Source organism: Sphaerisporangium dianthi, from assembly GCF_042654065.1.
Lineage (GTDB): Bacteria > Actinomycetota > Actinomycetes > Streptosporangiales > Streptosporangiaceae > Sphaerisporangium > Sphaerisporangium dianthi.
Genome location: NZ_JBHSFP010000027.1, coordinates 98,111 through 114,363 on the forward strand (window position 1 = coordinate 98,111; position 16,253 = coordinate 114,363).

Genomic DNA, 16,253 nt, shown 5'->3' on the forward strand with positions numbered 1-16,253 from the left:
CAGATAATCAGACATTTACCGTAAATAACCATATATCTCCTTATTCACGGGTACGTGCTCACTTACGCCGGTTGTGCCTTCCTATTCGGCGACGCAGGCCAGTCCTGCTGGAACGGAGGCGACGAGGTGAGCACACAGATGAACCAGACGAAGGCCCAGGCGCCCGATGTCACGACCGCCCGGCCGATGGCGCACCGAGGGAGCGCCGAACTCGACAGCGAGCACGGCAGGACGATGATCGCCGACACCGTGGTGGCCAAGATCGCGGGTATGGCGGCCCGCCAGGTGTCCGGGGTGTACGCCCTCGGCGCGGGCATGTCCCGGGCTCTGGGCGCGGTACGCGAGGCCCTGACCGGAGGCGGCGGCACGGCCAGCACGCAGGGCGTCGCGGTCGAGGTCGGCGAGCACCAGGCCGCGGCCGATCTCGATGTGATCGTCGAGTACGGAGTGTCCATCCCCGACCTCGCGGCCGGGGTCCGCCGCAACGTGATCGACGCCGTGGAGAACATGTGCGGCCTTGAGGTCACCGAGGTCAACATCACCGTGGACGACCTCCACCTGCCCGGCGAGGAGGCCGGCGAGCCCCAGGAGGCCCGGGTCCGATGACGCCGCCGACGGGCGTCCGCGAGAAGCCCGGCGTGGAGGGGTTGGCCGACCGCGTCGCCCGGGCGGTGCAAGGCTGCCCGGACGTCGCCTCCCTCGCCGGAGGGCCGGTCGCCACCTACCTCGCCGGCCGCACGGTCGCCGGGGTGGCCGTGCGGGACACCGAGGTCGAGGTGGCCGTGGTCGCGCGGTACGGCCGGCCGCTCGCCGAGATCGCCGCCGAGGTGCGCGCGGCGGTCGAACCTCTGGTGCCGGGACTGCCGGTCCACATCCGCATCGACGACATCGCCCTGCCCGGGCAGGAGCCCACCGCCCCGGAAGGCGCGGAAGGCGGGCAGGCGGATCGTCCCGAGACGGGCGGGTGAGGACCGGGCCGGCGGCGCCGGCGTGCGCCGCCGCACAGGCGGCGGCGCTCCAGACAGTGGACAGTGGAAGGTGAGCGAAATGGGAGAGAACCGTCTATGGCCGGCGGTCGGACTGCTGTTCGGGACCGCGCTCGGGTTCGCCGTGGTGGTGGGCGGCCTCCTGGCGTTCCTGGTGGTCCTGGTGCTCGGCGTACTGGGCTTCCTGGTCGGCCGGGCGATGGCCGGCGACCTCGACATGAGCGGCATGCTGGGCGGCCGGAGACGCACATGAACACCGAGCCGAGCCGGCCGGGACCGGCCCACGGTCCAGCGGCGCCCGGTGGCGTCGGAACGGCCGCGCCTCCCGCCAGGACGCGCGGCGCCGCGCCGGAGACGGCCGCGGGCGCCGGCGCGTCCCTGGAGGGACGCGGGCACACCGGCATCTCCGACCGGGTCCTGGAACAGGTCGCGGCCCGCGCGGCCGGCGAGGTCGAGCACGTCGGAGGGGCCGCGCCGCGCATGCTCGGCGTCCCGCTCGGACGCGACACCGAGCGGACCGCTCCGCGGGTCAGCGGCCATGTGGAGGGCCGGCTGGCCATCCTGCGGGTGACCTTGTCGGTGACCTACCCCGCGCCGATCCGCCAGGTCGTCCACCGGGTGCGCGAGCACGTCGTGAGCCGCGTCAGGGAACTGACCGGCCTGGAGGCGCGGCAGGTCGACATCGACGTCGCCCGCCTCATCCACCCGGAGGAGCAAGGGAGGCGCGTGCGGTGACCACACCAGGCCCCGGCGACCGCGACCCCCGCCCGCGTCCCGCGACGGGCGGCCCGGCGACGGGCGGCCCGGCGATGGGCCACCCGCCGACCGGCGACCCCGCGACGGGCCACCCGGCGATGGAGGCGCCCGGCCGCGAGCCGGCGGCGGGCGCCATGTCCCGGCATGAGCCGGCCGGCCCGCCGGCGACGGACGACACCGTCCCCATGGCGGGCGACCAGGAATGGGCGCCCGGCGACCGGGCGCGGCGCAGGGCGGCGGCGCGGGCGTTCCGCTCGCACCGGACGCTTCCCGCCACGCTGGTCGCGATCCTCATCGCGGCGGCCGCCGTCGTCACGCTGGTCGGCGCGGTGGCGGCGGGGGCCGGCGCGCGGACGCGGCTGCCCACGCTGTCCTGGCTCGCCCCGCTCGGCCGGGCCCGCTGGGACGACCCCGCGACGCTCACGACCGCGGCGGTGGCCTGCCTGCTCGGCCTCCTGCTGCTGATCGCCGCGCTGACTCCCGGCCGCGCCCGGCTGGTCGCGCTGGCGTCGGAGGACCCGCAGACGGTCACCGGCATCACCCGCGCCGGCCTGCGCCGCCACCTCGCCGCCGTGGCGGCGGCGGTGGACGGCGTCTCGCGAGCGCGGGTGCGGCTGCGGCGGCACCGCGCGGAGGTGACGGTCGCGACCCCGCTCCGCGACCCGGAAGGCCTGCCCGGCCAGGTCGGCCAGGCCGTCGAGGACCGTCTGACCGAACTGCGCCCGCTGCGGCCCATGCGCGTACGGGTCGCCGTGCGCCGGAAGGGGGAATGAGCGGTGAACCGCTCCAGCACCGGCCACGCCCGCGTCAACCGCACCGGGCTGGCGATCACCGGCCTGGTCCTGATCCTGGCGGGCGCCGCCGCGCTGGCCAAGGGCCTCGGACTGCTCGGCGCGCCCGGCGAGCGGGTCGTCTCCGGCGGGGTCACCGCGTTCGCGGCACGCAACGCCTGGTTCTGGCCCGCCGTCGCCGTCGCCGCGCTCGTGATCGGACTGCTCGCCCTGCGCTGGCTGTTCCTGCAGGTGCGCACGAGCGCCATCCGCCACCTGGACCTGGAGGAGGACCCCGGGCACGGCGCCACGCACCTGTCGGCCAGGGCCGCCGCCGAGGCCATCGAGGACGACCTGGCGCAGACCATGCACGAACCGGCGGCCGTGGGCGGACAGCCGACCGGCCACGGCCGGCACGGAAGGCACGCGCCCGGCGAACGGGTGCGTGCGCGCCTCGGCGGCGCCCCCGGGGCGCCGAGCCTGTCGCTGGCCGTCGTCCTGCCCGACGAATCAGACCCCGCCGCCGCCCGGCAGGGCATCCAGCGCGCGGTGACCCGGCTGCGGCGGTCCCTGGAGACCGAGCGGCTGCCCGCCACGGTACGGATGCACACCGTGCGCACCCACCACTGACGCCGCTTCCCGGCGGTACGCACCGCGCGCCGGACCGGCGCCCGGCCCGGCATCGTCCACCACCATCCGTAACAGCAAGATCCACGCAGGAGGCGTCATGAGTGCGCACACGCGTCAGATGACCAGGACACCGCTGCAGACCGCCGCGCTCGTCATAGGGATCATCTTCCTCGCGGTCGGCATCCTCGGGTTCATCCCCGGCATCACCACCGACTACGGCGCCATGAAGTTCGCCGGGCACCAGTCGGGAGCCCATCTGCTGGGGCTGTTCCAGGTGTCGATCCTGCACAACATCGTGCACCTGATCTTCGGCGTCGCGGGCGTCGCGATGGCCCGCAGCTGGACCGGAGCCCGCAACTTCCTGATCTGGGGCGGCGTCATCTATCTGCTGCTGTGGATCTACGGCCTGCTGGTCGGGCACGAGAGCATGGCCAACTTCGTCCCGTTCAACACCGCGGACAACTGGCTGCACTTCCTGCTCGGCGTCGTCATGATCGGCCTCGGCATGGCCCTGTCCCGCGGCGGAGCAGGACGCTCCGGCAAAGGCCCCTTCCCCATCTGACGGACATCCCGTGCGTCGTTGTCTCGCGGGTTGACCTGGAGTGCGCTCCAGGAGCCACAATCCTGCTCAGGCGTCACGGAAGGTGACCGGACGCCGAGAGGAGACCCCCCGTGAAATACCGCACGATCGGCACCGACCCGAAGACGCGCCGCGAGGTGAGCGTGATCAGCCTCGGCGCCATGCTGTTCGGCACGGCCACCGACGAGGCGACGTCGTTCGCGATCCTCGACCGGTACGCCGAGGCCGGCGGCACCTTCATCGACACCTCCGACAACTACGCGTTCTGGGTCAACGGCACCCAGGGCGGCGAGAGCGAGGAGCTGCTCGGCCGCTGGCGGCGTGACCGCGGCGTCGGCGACGAGATCGTCATCGCCACCAAGCTCGGAGCGCGGCCGCTCGCCCCCACCACCACCTTCGGCCCCGACGTCGAAGGGCTCTCGGCGAAGGTGATCCGCGAGGCCGCCGACCGCAGCAGGGAACGGCTCGGCGTGGACCGCCTCGACCTGCTGTACGCCCACATCGAGGACCCCAGGGTGTCCCTGCGGGAAACCGTCGAGGGGTTCGCCGACCTGGTCGCCGAGGGCGCCGTCGGGCTGCTCGGGGTGAGCAACCACTGGGCCTGGCGTGTGGAGCGCGCCCGCAACCTGGCGGCGGCGGCCGGGCTTCCCGGTTACGAGGTGCTGCAGTACCACCACAGCTACCTCCGGCACCGCACCGACATGCCCAGCCTGCGCTCGCCGGACGGCAACCAGGGCGTGACCGGCCCCGACCTGCTCAGCTACCTGCGGGCCGAGCCGGAGCTGGCGATGGTGGCCTACTCGCCGCTGCTGAAGGGCGCCTACGTCCGCGACGACAGGCCCCTGGGCGACGGCCACGACCATGCGGGAACGCCCGCCCGGCTGGCCGCGCTGCGCGAGGTGGCGAAGGAGACCGGGGCCACCGCGAACCAGGTGGTGCTGGCCTGGCTGATCGGCGGGGACGTCCCCGTGATCCCGCTGGTCGGCGCCTCGTCGGTGGCCCAGCTCGACGAGACCCTCGCCGCCGCCGACCTCGAGCTCACTCCTGAACAGCGCGCCAAGCTCGACGCCGCCGGCCACTGACGGGCACGCGGCGACGACTCCGTCCGGCCGCTGATGGGCACGGGGCAACGGCTCCGTCCGTTCCCGGCCGCGCGTGACCCGCCGCGTCCGATGATCCATGCCGAGTCCGGCCCTCTGCCGTGGATCCGATCACGCCGCTCCCCGGCCGGGTCCACGGAGGGCGTGACTCGCATGGGAGCGGGCCGATCGGGCATGCTGGAGTCACGCGACTGGCGGCAAGGGGATGGCAACGACCATCGGGGAGCCTGCTCGTGGGGGTCGACCGCCTGGGCACCCACGGCGAGGAGTGCCATGTCCCCGTTCCCCGGCGAACCCAGCACGCCCGGCCACCGCTCCGCGGGCCCCGGCGACGAGATCTCCGCGGAAGAGCCTTCCCCCGGCGGCGACGCCCGGCCGTCCGCGCGGGTGCTCGCGGGCGGGCCGGTGGCGGAGGCGATCCTCGCCGACGTCGCCGAGCGCGTGTCCGCCCTCAGAGGCCGGGGTGTGACGCCCGCGCTGGCGACGATCCTGGTCGGCGACGACGACGCCAGCGCCGGCTACATCCGCATCAAGCAGCGGCAGGCCGCCGAGCTGGGCTTCGCCTCGCCGCACGAGCACCTGCCGGCGGCCGCGACGCAGGCCGACCTGCACGCGGCCGTCGCCGCCTTCAGCGCCGACCCCGCCGTCCACGGGCTGCTCGTGCAGCACCCCGTCCCCGGGCACCTGGACTACGACCGCGCACTGCAGTCCATGGACCCCGACAAGGACGTCGACGGCATGCACCCGCTCAACATGGGACGCCTGGCGCTCGGCATGCCGGGTCCGCTTCCCTGCACGCCCGCCGGCATCGAGGCGCTTCTGGCGCACTACGAGATCCCGGTGGCCGGCAAGGAGGTGGTCATCCTCGGCCGCGGCGCCACCCTGGGCCGGCCTCTGGCGATGCTGCTCGCGCAGAAGCGCCCGACCGCGAACGCCGCCGTCACCGTCGTCCACACCGGAGTGCCCGACTGGCCGCGCTACACGCTGCGCGCCGACATCCTCATCGCCGCGGCGGGCGTGCCGGGCATCATCACCCCTGAGCACGTCAGGCCGGGGTCGGTGGTGGTCGGCGGCGGCGTGCGGTACGCCGGGCGGCGCCTGCTGCCCGACGTCGACGAGTCCTGCGCGCGCGTGGCGGGCGCGATCACCCCCCGGGTCGGCGGGGTGGGTCCCACCACCGTCGCGATGCTGTTCCAGAACGCCGTGACGGCCGCCGAGCGCGCGAGCGCCGCCACGGCGGGGTGACCCGCGAGCACGACGCCGGCGTTCCCGGGCGGCCGGGGCGCCCGGGAGGACATCGACGAGCCGGGCGGCGCGGCCGCGGGCGGACGGCGCTGACGTGCCGGGCGCCACGGTGACGGCGGCCGGGGCGGGCGGTCAGCGTGCCAGGCGGTCGAGCCACTCTGTCAGCAGGGCCCGTTCGGCGGGGCTGAGGCGGGGGTCGTCCCGCGGGAGCAACGCCTGGAGCGCCACGGCGTGGCCGGTCACGCCGGCGGCGTCACCGGGGCCGGCCGCGCCGGTGGTGATCGCGCTCAGCACGGCCTCCCGTGTCAAGGCGGACAGCTCAGGGTCACGTTCCTCCAGAGGGGTGGCGATCAGGTTGAGCGTGACGCCGACGCCGGCGGCCTGGACCATCGCCGCCGCCCGGTCCACCGGCAGGCTCAGCCGTCCGGCCGCGGCGATGCGCTCGATCAGCCCTCTGAGGATCTTCGCGGCCTCGCGGGCGGCCGGGGAAGTGGCGCCGGGCCGGGCCTCGCCGTACATCAGCACGTAGAAGGCGGGCCGTGAGAGGCCGAAGCCGACGTGCAGGTCCCAGCCGTGGCGAAGGTCGGCCATCGGGTCCCCCGACCGCTCCATCGTCAGCTTGGCCGACAGGTACTCCTCGAACCCGTACGAGGCCACGGCCTCGAGCAGGCCTCCTTTGTCGCCGAAGAGCCGGTACAGCGTGGGGGCCTGGACTCCGGCCGCAGCGCCGACCGCGCGCGTGGAGACCGCCTCCCTGCCTCCCCGCGTCAGCAGATCGGCGGCGGCGCGCAGGACGCGCTCTCTGGTGCTGAGCGTCTCGACCGACATGAATGAAAGCTAACAGATGTGGGGTAGCGCCGTTAAGGTAGCGGTGATACCTTTCACTTGTTAGCAACGCCATCACGCAGAAAAGATTGGACGAACGCCATGCGCACCCGCACCCTTGGCACCACCGGGCCGGCCGTGTCCGAGCTGGGTCTCGGCCTGATGGGCATGTCCGACCTGTACGGACCGGCCGACGAGGCCGAGTCGATCGCGACCGTCCACGCGGCCCTCGACGCCGGCGTCACCCTGATGGACACCGGCGACTTCTACGGCATGGGCCACAACGAGATGCTGCTGCGCGACGCGCTCAAAGGGCGTGACCGCGAGCGGGTCGTCATCAGCGTGAAGTTCGGCGCCATGCGCGACCCCGACGGCGGCTGGGTCGGCAACGACGGCCGGCCCGCCGCCGTCAAGAACTTCCTGGCCTACACGCTGCGCCGCCTCGGCACCGACCACGTGGACGTCTACCGTCCCGCCCGGCTGGACCCGCAGGTCCCCATCGAGGACACCGTCGGCGCCATCGCCGAGATGGTCCAGGCCGGGCACGTCCGGCACATCGGCCTGTCCGAGGTCGGCGCCGAGACCCTGCGGCGCGCCCACGCCGTGCACCCGATCGCGGACCTGCAGATCGAGTACTCGCTGCTGTCCCGGGGCATCGAAGAGGACATCCTGCCCACCGCCCGCAAACTCGGCATCGGTATAACCGCCTACGGCGTGCTCTCCCGGGGCCTGCTCAGCGGGCACTGGCGGCCCGAGCGTCAACTGGCGGCGGGCGACTTCCGCGGCATGAGCCCGCGCTTCCAGGCGGACAACCTCCAGCGCAACCTCGACCTGGTGGAGGCCCTGCGCCGCATCGCCGAGGCCAAGGGGGCCACCGTCGCGCAGCTCGCCGTGGCCTGGGTCGCCGCCCAGGGGGAGGACATCGTCCCGCTCGTCGGAGCCCGCCGCCGCGACCGCCTGACCGAGTCGCTGGCCGCCGCCGAGCTCGCGCTGACCGCCGGCGACCTGGCGGAGATCGAGCGGGCCGTCCCCGCGGGAGCAGCCGCCGGCGACCGGTACGCCGCGCCCCAGATGCACCACCTCGACAGCGAGACGCCGAAGAACGCGTCCTGAGCACCTCCGCGCGAGGCCCGGCCCGGGCCTCGCGGAGGGGCATGGCCTTGGCCCAGGGCCTCGCGGAGGGGCATGGCCCCGGCCCGGGCGAGGCCGCCGGAGACGAAGAAGACCCCGCCAGGCGAACCTGGCGGGGTCTTCTCACGAGTGCGAACCGGTGTGCGGGTCGCCTCTCGGCGAAAGGCTCAACGCGGCTCCAGCCGAACGGTATTCCGCGAAGGCAATAGGTGAGGCCCGGGGACACCGGACACACCGGTCACGGTTGATAGAACCGCGCCCCCAAGACCGTTGTTCCCGTCCCGGGAAAAAAATCCGAAGGATCGCGGGCTCACATCCAGGGACGTGGCGCGTGAGCCTCCTTCGCGCGAGCACGCCGACGCGAAGCGAGAGCGGGGGTGGTGGTCCCACCCATTGCCCATGCCGCCGGTCACCATCGCCGCGCCCACCCGAAACCGGGCACTGGTCGCGGTGCCGAGGTAGGCCGGCACCGGCCGCGGTCGCCGACGGGGCCGGTAGCGGCCGCCGGCACCCAGGGGCTTCAGGTGGGCGGTAGAGGCAACGGGTGGAACCACCACCTCCGCCGGCGCGAAAGAGGGTCGTACAGACCACTCCGCCGGCGGTGCCCGACCGTGGTCAGGGCGTCAGCGGGCGGCGACGCTGGAGATGAGGGCGCGGGGGTCGGCGGCGCCGGCGAGCACGCCGTCCGGGCGCACGTCGATCAGGTGGGCGTGCCCGAACGACCCGCCGTAGGGCAGCGACCGGACGTCGTGGCCGCGTTCGCGCAGCCCGTCCGACCAGGGCCCGCCCTCCTCGACGTCCACGGACGCCTCGTCGGGCTCGCTCCAGGCGTCGAAGCCGGTGTCGCCCGGCCCGAGCCGCCACCGGGGAGCGCCGATGGCCTCCCCCGGAGACTGGCCCGCGACCAGCAGGCGGGCCAGCACCTGCAGCATGATCTGTGGCTGGGAGTCGCCGCCCATCGTCCCGGTGACCGTGCGCAGCGCCCCGTCCGGCCGGGTGACCAGGACGGGGGCGAGCGTGTGCGGCGGGCGGCGTCCCGGCCCGTACTCCGCCGGATGGCCGGCGGCCAGCGAGAAGCCGAAGCCCCGGTTGTGCAGGTTGATCCCGGTCGCCGGCTCGAAGAGCATGCTGCCGAAGCCGGCGGCGTTCGACTGGATGAGCGAGACGCCCATGCCGCCGTCGTCCACGGCGCACAGGTAGGTGGTGTCGCCCGGCGCGACGAGGTCGCGCAGCCGGGCCCGGCGTTCGGGGTCGACGCCCGCGCGGCGTTCGTCGGCGGAGGCGAGCACGGCGTCCACCGAGGCGCCGTCGAACAGCACCTCCAGGCGGTCGTGGCCGGCGGCTCTGGCCGCCTCGGTGAGCAGGTGGGCCCACAGCGGGTCGGCCGGGTCGGCGGGCAGGTCCAGCCCGTCGGCGATGGCGAGGGCCAGTAGCACCAGGTAGCCCTGCGAGTTCGGCGGGATCGTCCACACGTCGTGCCCGAAGGCGCGGGCGCGGAGCGGTTCCACCCAGTCGGCGTTCACGCGGGCCAGGTCGGACTCGTCGTACTCCCCCGTGGCCGAGCCGCCCGCGGAGCGGTCGCGGCCGAGGGCGAGAAGGCCCTCACCGAACTCGCCCAGGTAGAAGCCGTCACGTCCCTCGGCCGCGAGCGCCCGCAGCGCGCGGGCGACGCCGGGCCGCCGGACCAGGGCGCCGAGCTCCAGCGGGCCGCCGACCCCGGGCAGCACGCCGGCCGCCGGAGCGAGCCCCGGGGCCGCGGGGAAGCCCTCCTCGGCGTACCGGACGGCGGGGGCGAGCAGGTCGCCGAACGGCAGTCGCCCGTACCTCGCGTGCAGGGCCAGCCATCCGTCGGCGCATCCGGGCACCGTGACCGACCGGATGTCGTGCTGGAAGGGCATCCGCTCGTGTCCCTCGGCGCGCAGGCGGCCGGGGTCGGCTCCCGACCCGGAGCGGCCGGAGGCGTTCAGCGCCTTCGGCGTGCCCTCGCCGTCGTGGACGAGGGCGAACAGGTCGCCGCCGAGGCCGCAGTTGTGGGGGGCGGTGACGGCCAGCACGGCGTTGGCCGCGATCGCCGCGTCCACCGCGGTGCCGCCCCGGTCGAGCATGGCCAGACCCGCCCCGGAGGCCAGGTGGTCGATGGTGCAGACCATCCCAGACGTCGCGAAGCGCGTGGGCATCATGCCGGAACCGTACGGCCGGCCGAATGCGTGATCCGGTCCGGCGTCCCCGAAGAAGCCGCCATATCATCACCTTTCGTCCAAGACATGCTATGACCGGCACGGTCGGCTTGCCGGAAGACTCCTGGCTCTGATGTCGTGGCCTGGGGGTTTCCATGTTGCGAGTCATCGGCGCCGGCTTCGGCCGGACGGGCACAATGACGCTCAGAACGGCGCTGTGCGCGCTCGGTTTCGGGCCGTGTTACCACTTCACCGAGGTGTTCGCCCATCCTGAGCACCTGCGTCACTGGGCCGCGGCGGCGCGCGGCCGGCCGGGGGCCTGGCGCGTGCCGCTCACGGGGTACGCGGCCACCACCGACTGGCCGGGGGTGGTGTTCTGGCGCGAGCTCGCCGAGGCGTATCCGGAGGCCAAGGTGATCCTCACCACCAGGGACGCCGCCGAGTGGTACGAGTCGATGCGCTCCACCGTGTTCGCGGCCATCAACGGGCGCTTCCCCGAGACGGCCGATCGGTTCCGCGCGTTCGAGGCGGCCGAGGAACTCGCCGACTTCCGGGAGGCCGGCCTGATCGGCCGGTCCTTCGGCGGGCGCATCGACGGCCGCGACCACGTCATCGGGTGTTACGAGCGGCACAACGAGGACGTCCGGCGCACGGTGCCCGCCGAACGCCTGCTCGACTTCCACGTGGCGCAGGGCTGGGAGCCGCTCTGCGCGTTCCTCGGCGTCCCGGTGCCCGGACTGCCGTTCCCGCGTTCCAACGCCCGCGAGGACTTCCGCTCCACCGTCCTGAACGATCCGGCGCCGTCCTGAACGATCCGTCGTCCCGTCGTGAACGATCCGTCGTCCTGGCCTGTCCGGCCCGCCGCCGCTGACCGGGCCGCCTTCACGGCGTGCCCGACGGCGCGCCGCGACCGATCCGCCGCCGCTGACCGGCCCTTGCCCGCGCGGCGGCGGGCCGATCGGCGGCGGCGGAGGGCCATGGGTCAGTGGTGGTGGGTGGCGTCGGGGTGGCGCGGGTCGGCGGGGTGCTCGTAGCCGGGGTGCAGCCGCACCTTCTCGACATACCGCCGCTCCAGCCACCCGGCGAAGGCCTGCTCGACCGCGACGGCGGTCAACTCGGCCGTGATGCCGGCCCGCACCGCCTCGTACGGTCGCCGGCCGCCCGGCTCGACGCGGTCGACCCGGAGGGTCCACGGCCCGCCCGGCCCTTCGACGGGGCCGACGGTCTCGCCCTCCTCCGCCGCGAAGACGGCCCCTTCCAGCGGGCCGGTCAGCTCGCCCCGCCGCACCGGCCCGAACGACGACACGCGCTCGCCGTCGATCCGGCTGACGTGGCGGGTCTCCGGACGGGTGAAGCGGTCGAGGTTGCGGTCGTAGTAGGCGCGCACGGCCTCCTCCGGCACCTGGAAGCCGGCGGTGACCGCCTCGCGCAGCGCCCTGGCCTGCGGCATCGCGGCCGACACGGCCGCGATGACGCCACCGGTGCGCAGCGCGGCCGACAGCGTCAGCGCGGGCGCGGGGCGCGGGGCGTCGCCGGGGCCTTCGATGCCGAGGGCGGCGGACTCCTGCTCGACGAGGGCCTCGGTCACCAGCACCTGGACCAGCCACCGGCGCAGGTTGCGTCCCTCGGCGCTGTGCGGGCGCGGCAGGCGGGAGGCCAGCGGCCCCGCGCGCAGCTCCGCCTCGCGCGCGTCGACGTGCGCGACCGGGATGACCTGTTCCCCCACCTCCGCGGCGACGGCCGCCGCGGAGGTCATGACGCTGCCCACCGTCACCCGACCTCGATCCGGATGGCCTCGGTGTAGTGCAGGCGGCCGGCGGAGGCGAGTTTGACGACGGCCCACCAGTGGCCTGGCCGGGCGCCGGCGGGGGCCTGGACGTCGAAGCGGAGCCGGGCCTCTCCCCGTGCGGGGACGTCCACGCCGGTGTTCCACCCGGGCACGAGCTCGAACGTGTGCCAGGGGCTGATGAGCTGGGCCTGGACGGACACCTCCGTGCGCGCCGGGGAGCGCAGGAGCACCTCGACCGTGCCGCGGGCGGCGGGACCGCCGGGGACGAGCCGGACGGCGGGGGTCTCGACCACCACCTCCAGGCCGGCGTCCTGGCCGTCGCCGACGCGCAGCCGGGTGACGTCCTCGTACTCCTGGCCGCCGTGGGCCAGGCGGGCGCGCAGCCAGTACTCGCCGGGTTCGGCGCCGCCCGGGGGCGTCACCGTGACCGGGAAGGCCGCGTGACCGCCGGGCGGCAGCGCGTACGGGCGGGCGGCCGGCTCGCAGGTCCAGCCGTCGGGGGCGATGAGCGTGACGACGCCGGTCGCCTCCCCCTCGGTCAGCCCGGAGGCGACCGACACCTCCAGCTCGACGGGCCCGGACACGGGCACGCCCGGCTGGGTGAGGTGGACGGCCACGGGCACGTTGCCGATCGGCGCCGGGCCGGTGTTGTTCAGCCAGTAGCGGGAGTAGACGGGCTGGTACGGCTCGCCCTCCGGCCCGAGCCCGGCCCCCGGGGCTTCGGCGGCGCCGTCGGCCGTGCCGTCGGCGGCGAGGGACGCGGTCAGGGTGGCGATCTCCATGGGGGTGAGGGGGAACGAGGCGGCGGACAGCGGGGTGAGCGGGCGTTCGAGGAGGTCGGCGCGGTGGACGCCGCCCAGGGGCACGGTGGTGTGGACGCCCGCGGTGACGTGCTCCCCCGCCGCCTCGTACAGCCGCAGGGTGACGCCCTCGATCTGCCCGCCGGCCGGGCGGCCGGAGGCGAGCGGGTTGCCGGCCGCCTTCAGCGCCGCGAGCACGACCTTGCCCGCCGGCTCGACCGACAGCAGGGACGCCGCGGCGGGCAGTTCGCCGTCGTGCGCGGGCGCGAGCACGGCGGCGAGCGGGTGGTTGACGTCGTGGCCCTGGCACACCAGCCCGGCCTGACGCCAGTCCCCCGCGCCGGTGACCAGCGAGTACTCGAAGGAGTGCGTCCAGTGCTGCAGCTGGAAGCCCGACCCGTCGGGGGTCGTGCGGCGCGGCGGGTCGATCCACACGCCGGACGGCCAGCCGGTGCACGAGCGCAGCAGCGACAGGTGAAGGGCGCCGCTCGCGTCGACGGCGAAGCCGGGGATGCCGCGGTTGACCACGCCGATGGTGTAGTCGTCCAGCGCCGGCTCGGTGAGGGCGGCCAGCTCGGCGGGCTGGGCGACCTCGATGACCGCGTCGTCCAGGTCGGCGGCCAGCTCCTCGGCGGCGCCCTCGCCCGCGACGATGAGCACCGGGAGCGCGCGCGGGCCTGTGAGGTCGGCGCTCGGCACCCACACCTTCTCCAGCGGCTCGGCCGCCGGGACCCACACGCGGGCCCGCCCGCTCGCGGCGAGGCGCTCGCGCAGCAGCTCGGCGTACGCCGGTCCGGCCGCCTCCAGCACCTGCGCGACGAACGGGTTCTCCTCGGGCGTGCCGATCGCGACCCGCACGTCGGGCAGGTTGGAGTCGACGGCGAGGTCGCCGTACCGGGGCCCGGAGGCGCTTGAGCAGGTGGCGGTGACGCCCTTGCGCACGAGCGCCACGGCCAGCTCGCGCGGCTCGCCTCCGATGATCTCGGCGATGCCGATCGCCCGCTCGCCGATCGGGGCGCCGTCCTCGGCGCGCAGCGCGACCCTGGCGGTGGAGGAGAGCGCGAACCACGCGCCGGCGGGGTTGTCGAGCGTCCACGGGTGCTCGCCGGAGTCGACGTCGATCAGGCCGAAGCCGCGGCCGACGACGGCGTCGCCGACCTCGCTGACGGGCAGCGCTCCGGGGACGCGGGCGGGCCAGCGCAGCCGGACGAGCTGGTCGGCGCCCTCCCACTCGTCGAGGTGGGTGACGCAGTCGACGCGGTCGAGGCCGTGCCAGAGCGTGATCACCTGGGTGTAGGCGGCGGGGCCGACCCGGCCGGTGACGGTGACGCGCTCGGCGAGGGCGCAGCTGTCGACGGTGACCGACGTCGCGGGACGCTCGGCCGAGCCGGTGGTGGTGCCCTTGGGCACCAGGTGCCAGGGGCCTTCGTGGAACTCCGGGTGCGCCGGGTACTCGTCGTGGACGACCAGCTCGTTGCCGACCCGGCCCGGCTGGAGCAGCTCGCGGTCGCGGGCGACGTCGTAGAACCGCGACACGCAGCCGCCGCGCGCCGGGTCCACCTCGACGAGGTGGGTGGCGGTGGAGATGACGTTGCCCTCTCGGACGGTCCAGCCGGTCGGCGCGGCCTCGGCGACCGGCTCGGCCCGCAGGGTGAGGCAGCCGATGGAGGGCACGTCGCGGGCGAGCACGACGACGTCCACGGCCAGCAGGGTGCCGTCCTCGTGGTGTTCGGGGTTCTCGAGCAGCACGGGCAGCTCACCGGACCGCGGGTCGGTGACGCGCACGCCGAGCGCGCCGGGCGCGGGCAGCGCGAGCCGTACGCGGACCAGGTCGGTGCGCGCCCACGAGGAGGGGTTCCACACGACCACCGCGGTGCCGTCGCCGCGGGTGTCGACGCGGGCGGTGAGCTCGCCGAGCGAGGCGGCCAGCACGTCGCGGCCGAGGTCGTGGGCCTCGCGCCAGCCGGTGAGCAGGTCCAGGTACACCTGGTCGGACTCCGAGCCGGTGATCGCGTCGTGGTGGGCGCCGAAGACGAGCTGCCGCCACGCCTTGTCCAGGGCGGCGTGCGGGTAGCGGGCGCCGGTGGCCGCGGCGGCGAGGGTGGCGAACTTCTCGGCGTCGGAGACCAGCGACTCGGCGGACCGCTGCGCCTGCTTGGTGTCGATGAAGGAGACGTCCTTGCCGGTGTAGATCGGGTTCATGTCCCGGGTCTGCGGCGAGGCCTCGGTGAGCGAGGAGCGCACCGCGGCGAAGAACTCCTTGGGCAGCCCGACGACGAATTTCGGCGAGATGTATCGGGCGTTCCAGTCGCGGTGGATCTCGGTGACCCACTTGTTCGGCGGGGTGTAGTCGCTGCCGATGGGCAGCAGCAGGTTGCGGGTGGCCGCGACCTTCTTCAGCCGGACGAACAGCTCGTAGACGGCCTCTTCCGCGGTGGCCAGGTCGGCGGAGGAGTCCATCCACCAGCCGGCGCTGTAGTGGGCGGGCATGTAGTGGGTGAGGACGCCCTTGCCCGACGGCGACAGCCACTCGAACTCGGCGGGGAACTGCATGGTGTCCGGGTCGCCCCAGCCGTCGGCCTCGCGGTCGCGGCCGGTGAGCATCGGCCCCCACTGGTGGTACGGGCCGCGGGCCCAGGAGCTGGAGGTGAGCCCCGCCTCGGCGATCAGCCCGGGGAACTGCGGGTCGTGGCCGAACACGTCGAGCTGCCAGGCGGTGGCCGGGTCGCCTCCCATGACGTCGCGCTGGAACCCGACTCCGTGGACGATGTTGCGGATGGTCGACTCGGCCGAGGTGAGGTTGGTGTTGGGCTCGTTGTAGGTGCCGCCCATCAGCTCGACGCGGCCCTCGGCGAGCAGCCGGCGCAGGTGGTCGCGGTCCTCGGGGTGGGCGTCCCAGTAGGGCTTGAGGTAGTCGACCTCGGCGAGCACGAACTTGTAGTCGGGGTCGCGGCGCGCGGTGTCCAGGTGCTCGCGCATCAGGTCGAACCCGGCCTTCTGCCCGTCCCACCGGAACTCCTGGGAGACCGGGCCCGCGTCGTCCCAGGTGGTGGTGTAGGCGGCCTGGGTGTTCCACCAGACGGGGTCGTAGTGGAAGTGCGGCACCATCCACACCGTCCAGCCCGGCTCGGCCACCACCAGCTCGCCGGCCGCGACGGCGTCCCCGCCCTGCCCGGCCGCCCCTGGCACGTCACGGGCCGGTTCGTCCACGCCAGGCGTGTCCACGCCAGGCACGTCGCCGGCCGGGCGGGAGACCGTCACCTCGATGGGGACGCGCGTGCCGGGCGCGTCGCCGGCGGACACCGCGACCTCGGCCGGACGGGCGGTCGTCCGGGCGGCGCCGGTCACGCCGGGGCCGGTGACGCGGACCTCGATCTCACCCGGCGGTCCGTCGACGTGGACGCGGACGACCTGCCCCGCCTCGACGAAGAGCTCGGTGGATTCGACGCTGGTGATACGCAAGG

The 16,253-nt window shown here is 74.6% G+C and carries 15 protein-coding genes and 1 riboswitch; of the genes, 11 read left to right on the forward strand and 4 right to left on the reverse strand.

Annotated elements, in window-relative coordinates:
• Positions 1-138 precede the first annotated feature (138 nt).
• The 9 genes from ACFO60_RS30130 (at position 139) to ACFO60_RS30170 (ending at position 6,067) form a co-directional block, all read left to right on the forward strand.
• Positions 139-606 (forward strand): Asp23/Gls24 family envelope stress response protein, encoded by a 468-nt coding sequence (locus tag ACFO60_RS30130; RefSeq protein ID WP_380846867.1) that lies wholly within the window; start codon positions 139-141, stop codon positions 604-606.
• On the forward strand, positions 603-968 hold the full coding sequence (locus ACFO60_RS30135) for an Asp23/Gls24 family envelope stress response protein (protein ID WP_380846870.1): 366 nt from the start codon (positions 603-605) through the stop codon (positions 966-968). The genes ACFO60_RS30130 and ACFO60_RS30135 overlap by 4 nt, the downstream gene beginning before the upstream one ends.
• 79 nt (positions 969-1,047) lie before the next feature.
• Positions 1,048-1,239 (forward strand): hypothetical protein, encoded by a 192-nt coding sequence (locus tag ACFO60_RS30140; protein WP_380846873.1) that lies wholly within the window; start codon positions 1,048-1,050, stop codon positions 1,237-1,239.
• The gene (locus tag ACFO60_RS30145; protein ID WP_380846876.1) at positions 1,236-1,721 is read left to right on the forward strand and encodes an Asp23/Gls24 family envelope stress response protein; all 486 of its coding nucleotides are present in this window, start codon (positions 1,236-1,238) and stop codon (positions 1,719-1,721) included. The genes ACFO60_RS30140 and ACFO60_RS30145 overlap by 4 nt, the downstream gene beginning before the upstream one ends.
• On the forward strand, positions 1,718-2,515 hold the full coding sequence (locus tag ACFO60_RS30150; RefSeq protein ID WP_380846879.1) for a DUF6286 domain-containing protein: 798 nt from the start codon (positions 1,718-1,720) through the stop codon (positions 2,513-2,515). Before ACFO60_RS30145 ends, ACFO60_RS30150 begins: the two co-directional genes overlap by 4 nt.
• Before the next feature lie 3 nt (positions 2,516-2,518).
• Positions 2,519-3,142, forward strand: coding sequence for an Asp23/Gls24 family envelope stress response protein (locus ACFO60_RS30155; protein ID WP_380846882.1), 624 nt, complete (start codon positions 2,519-2,521; stop codon positions 3,140-3,142).
• A gap of 97 nt (positions 3,143-3,239) precedes the next feature.
• Positions 3,240-3,704 carry a DUF4383 domain-containing protein gene (locus ACFO60_RS30160; RefSeq protein WP_380846885.1) on the forward strand — a complete coding sequence of 155 codons (465 nt, stop codon included), beginning with the start codon at positions 3,240-3,242 and terminating at the stop codon, positions 3,702-3,704.
• Between the two features lie 110 nt (positions 3,705-3,814).
• On the forward strand, positions 3,815-4,804 hold the full coding sequence (locus ACFO60_RS30165) for an aldo/keto reductase (RefSeq protein ID WP_380846888.1): 990 nt from the start codon (positions 3,815-3,817) through the stop codon (positions 4,802-4,804).
• A gap of 195 nt (positions 4,805-4,999) precedes the next feature.
• Positions 5,000-5,083, forward strand: a riboswitch (ZMP/ZTP riboswitch).
• Positions 5,084-5,095: 12 nt separating this feature from the next.
• Entirely contained in the window at positions 5,096-6,067 is a 972-nt protein-coding gene (locus ACFO60_RS30170) for a bifunctional 5,10-methylenetetrahydrofolate dehydrogenase/5,10-methenyltetrahydrofolate cyclohydrolase (protein ID WP_380846891.1), read from the forward strand.
• Positions 6,068-6,199: 132 nt separating this feature from the next.
• Here ACFO60_RS30170 and ACFO60_RS30175 read toward each other — a convergent pair whose 3' ends face one another.
• Positions 6,200-6,895: a TetR/AcrR family transcriptional regulator gene (locus ACFO60_RS30175; RefSeq protein WP_380846894.1), complete on the reverse strand. Its 696-nt coding sequence runs from the start codon at positions 6,893-6,895 to the stop codon at positions 6,200-6,202.
• Positions 6,896-6,994: 99 nt separating this feature from the next.
• Between ACFO60_RS30175 and ACFO60_RS30180 the strand changes: the two genes are divergently transcribed.
• Complete coding sequence (locus ACFO60_RS30180; RefSeq protein ID WP_380846897.1) at positions 6,995-8,005, forward strand: aldo/keto reductase; 1,011 nt, start codon at positions 6,995-6,997, stop codon at positions 8,003-8,005.
• Positions 8,006-8,646: 641 nt separating this feature from the next.
• Here the strand turns inward: ACFO60_RS30180 and ACFO60_RS30185 are convergent.
• Complete coding sequence (locus tag ACFO60_RS30185; RefSeq protein ID WP_380846900.1) at positions 8,647-10,203, reverse strand: gamma-glutamyltransferase family protein; 1,557 nt, start codon at positions 10,201-10,203, stop codon at positions 8,647-8,649.
• A gap of 152 nt (positions 10,204-10,355) precedes the next feature.
• Between ACFO60_RS30185 and ACFO60_RS30190 the strand changes: the two genes are divergently transcribed.
• Positions 10,356-11,009, forward strand: coding sequence for a sulfotransferase family protein (locus tag ACFO60_RS30190; protein WP_380846903.1), 654 nt, complete (start codon positions 10,356-10,358; stop codon positions 11,007-11,009).
• A 173-nt stretch (positions 11,010-11,182) separates the two neighbouring features.
• Here the strand turns inward: ACFO60_RS30190 and ACFO60_RS30195 are convergent, their stop codons facing one another.
• Both ACFO60_RS30195 and ACFO60_RS30200 read right to left on the reverse strand, forming a co-directional pair.
• A complete protein-coding gene (locus tag ACFO60_RS30195) occupies positions 11,183-11,974 on the reverse strand; it encodes a DUF7158 domain-containing protein (RefSeq protein WP_380846906.1) in 792 nt (263 codons plus the stop codon).
• Complete coding sequence (locus ACFO60_RS30200; RefSeq protein ID WP_380846909.1) at positions 11,971-16,251, reverse strand: glycoside hydrolase family 38 N-terminal domain-containing protein; 4,281 nt, start codon at positions 16,249-16,251, stop codon at positions 11,971-11,973. Before ACFO60_RS30200 ends, ACFO60_RS30195 begins: the two co-directional genes overlap by 4 nt.
• Between the last annotated feature and the right edge of the window lie 2 nt (positions 16,252-16,253).

Bases quoted from the DNA above. Each gene is read 5' to 3' on its own strand.
- ACFO60_RS30130 (WP_380846867.1), top strand. From the start codon at position 139: ATGAACCAGACGAAGGCCCAGGCGCCCGATGTCACGACCGCCCGGCCG.
- ACFO60_RS30135 (WP_380846870.1), top strand. From the start codon at position 603: ATGACGCCGCCGACGGGCGTCCGCGAGAAGCCCGGCGTGGAGGGGTTG.
- ACFO60_RS30140 (WP_380846873.1), top strand. From the start codon at position 1,048: ATGGGAGAGAACCGTCTATGGCCGGCGGTCGGACTGCTGTTCGGGACC.
- ACFO60_RS30145 (WP_380846876.1), top strand. From the start codon at position 1,236: ATGAACACCGAGCCGAGCCGGCCGGGACCGGCCCACGGTCCAGCGGCG.
- ACFO60_RS30160 (WP_380846885.1), top strand. From the start codon at position 3,240: ATGAGTGCGCACACGCGTCAGATGACCAGGACACCGCTGCAGACCGCC.
- ACFO60_RS30170 (WP_380846891.1), top strand. From the start codon at position 5,096: ATGTCCCCGTTCCCCGGCGAACCCAGCACGCCCGGCCACCGCTCCGCG.
- ACFO60_RS30175 (WP_380846894.1), bottom strand. From the start codon at position 6,895: ATGTCGGTCGAGACGCTCAGCACCAGAGAGCGCGTCCTGCGCGCCGCC.
- ACFO60_RS30180 (WP_380846897.1), top strand. From the start codon at position 6,995: ATGCGCACCCGCACCCTTGGCACCACCGGGCCGGCCGTGTCCGAGCTG.
- ACFO60_RS30185 (WP_380846900.1), bottom strand. From the start codon at position 10,203: ATGATGCCCACGCGCTTCGCGACGTCTGGGATGGTCTGCACCATCGAC.
- ACFO60_RS30190 (WP_380846903.1), top strand. From the start codon at position 10,356: ATGTTGCGAGTCATCGGCGCCGGCTTCGGCCGGACGGGCACAATGACG.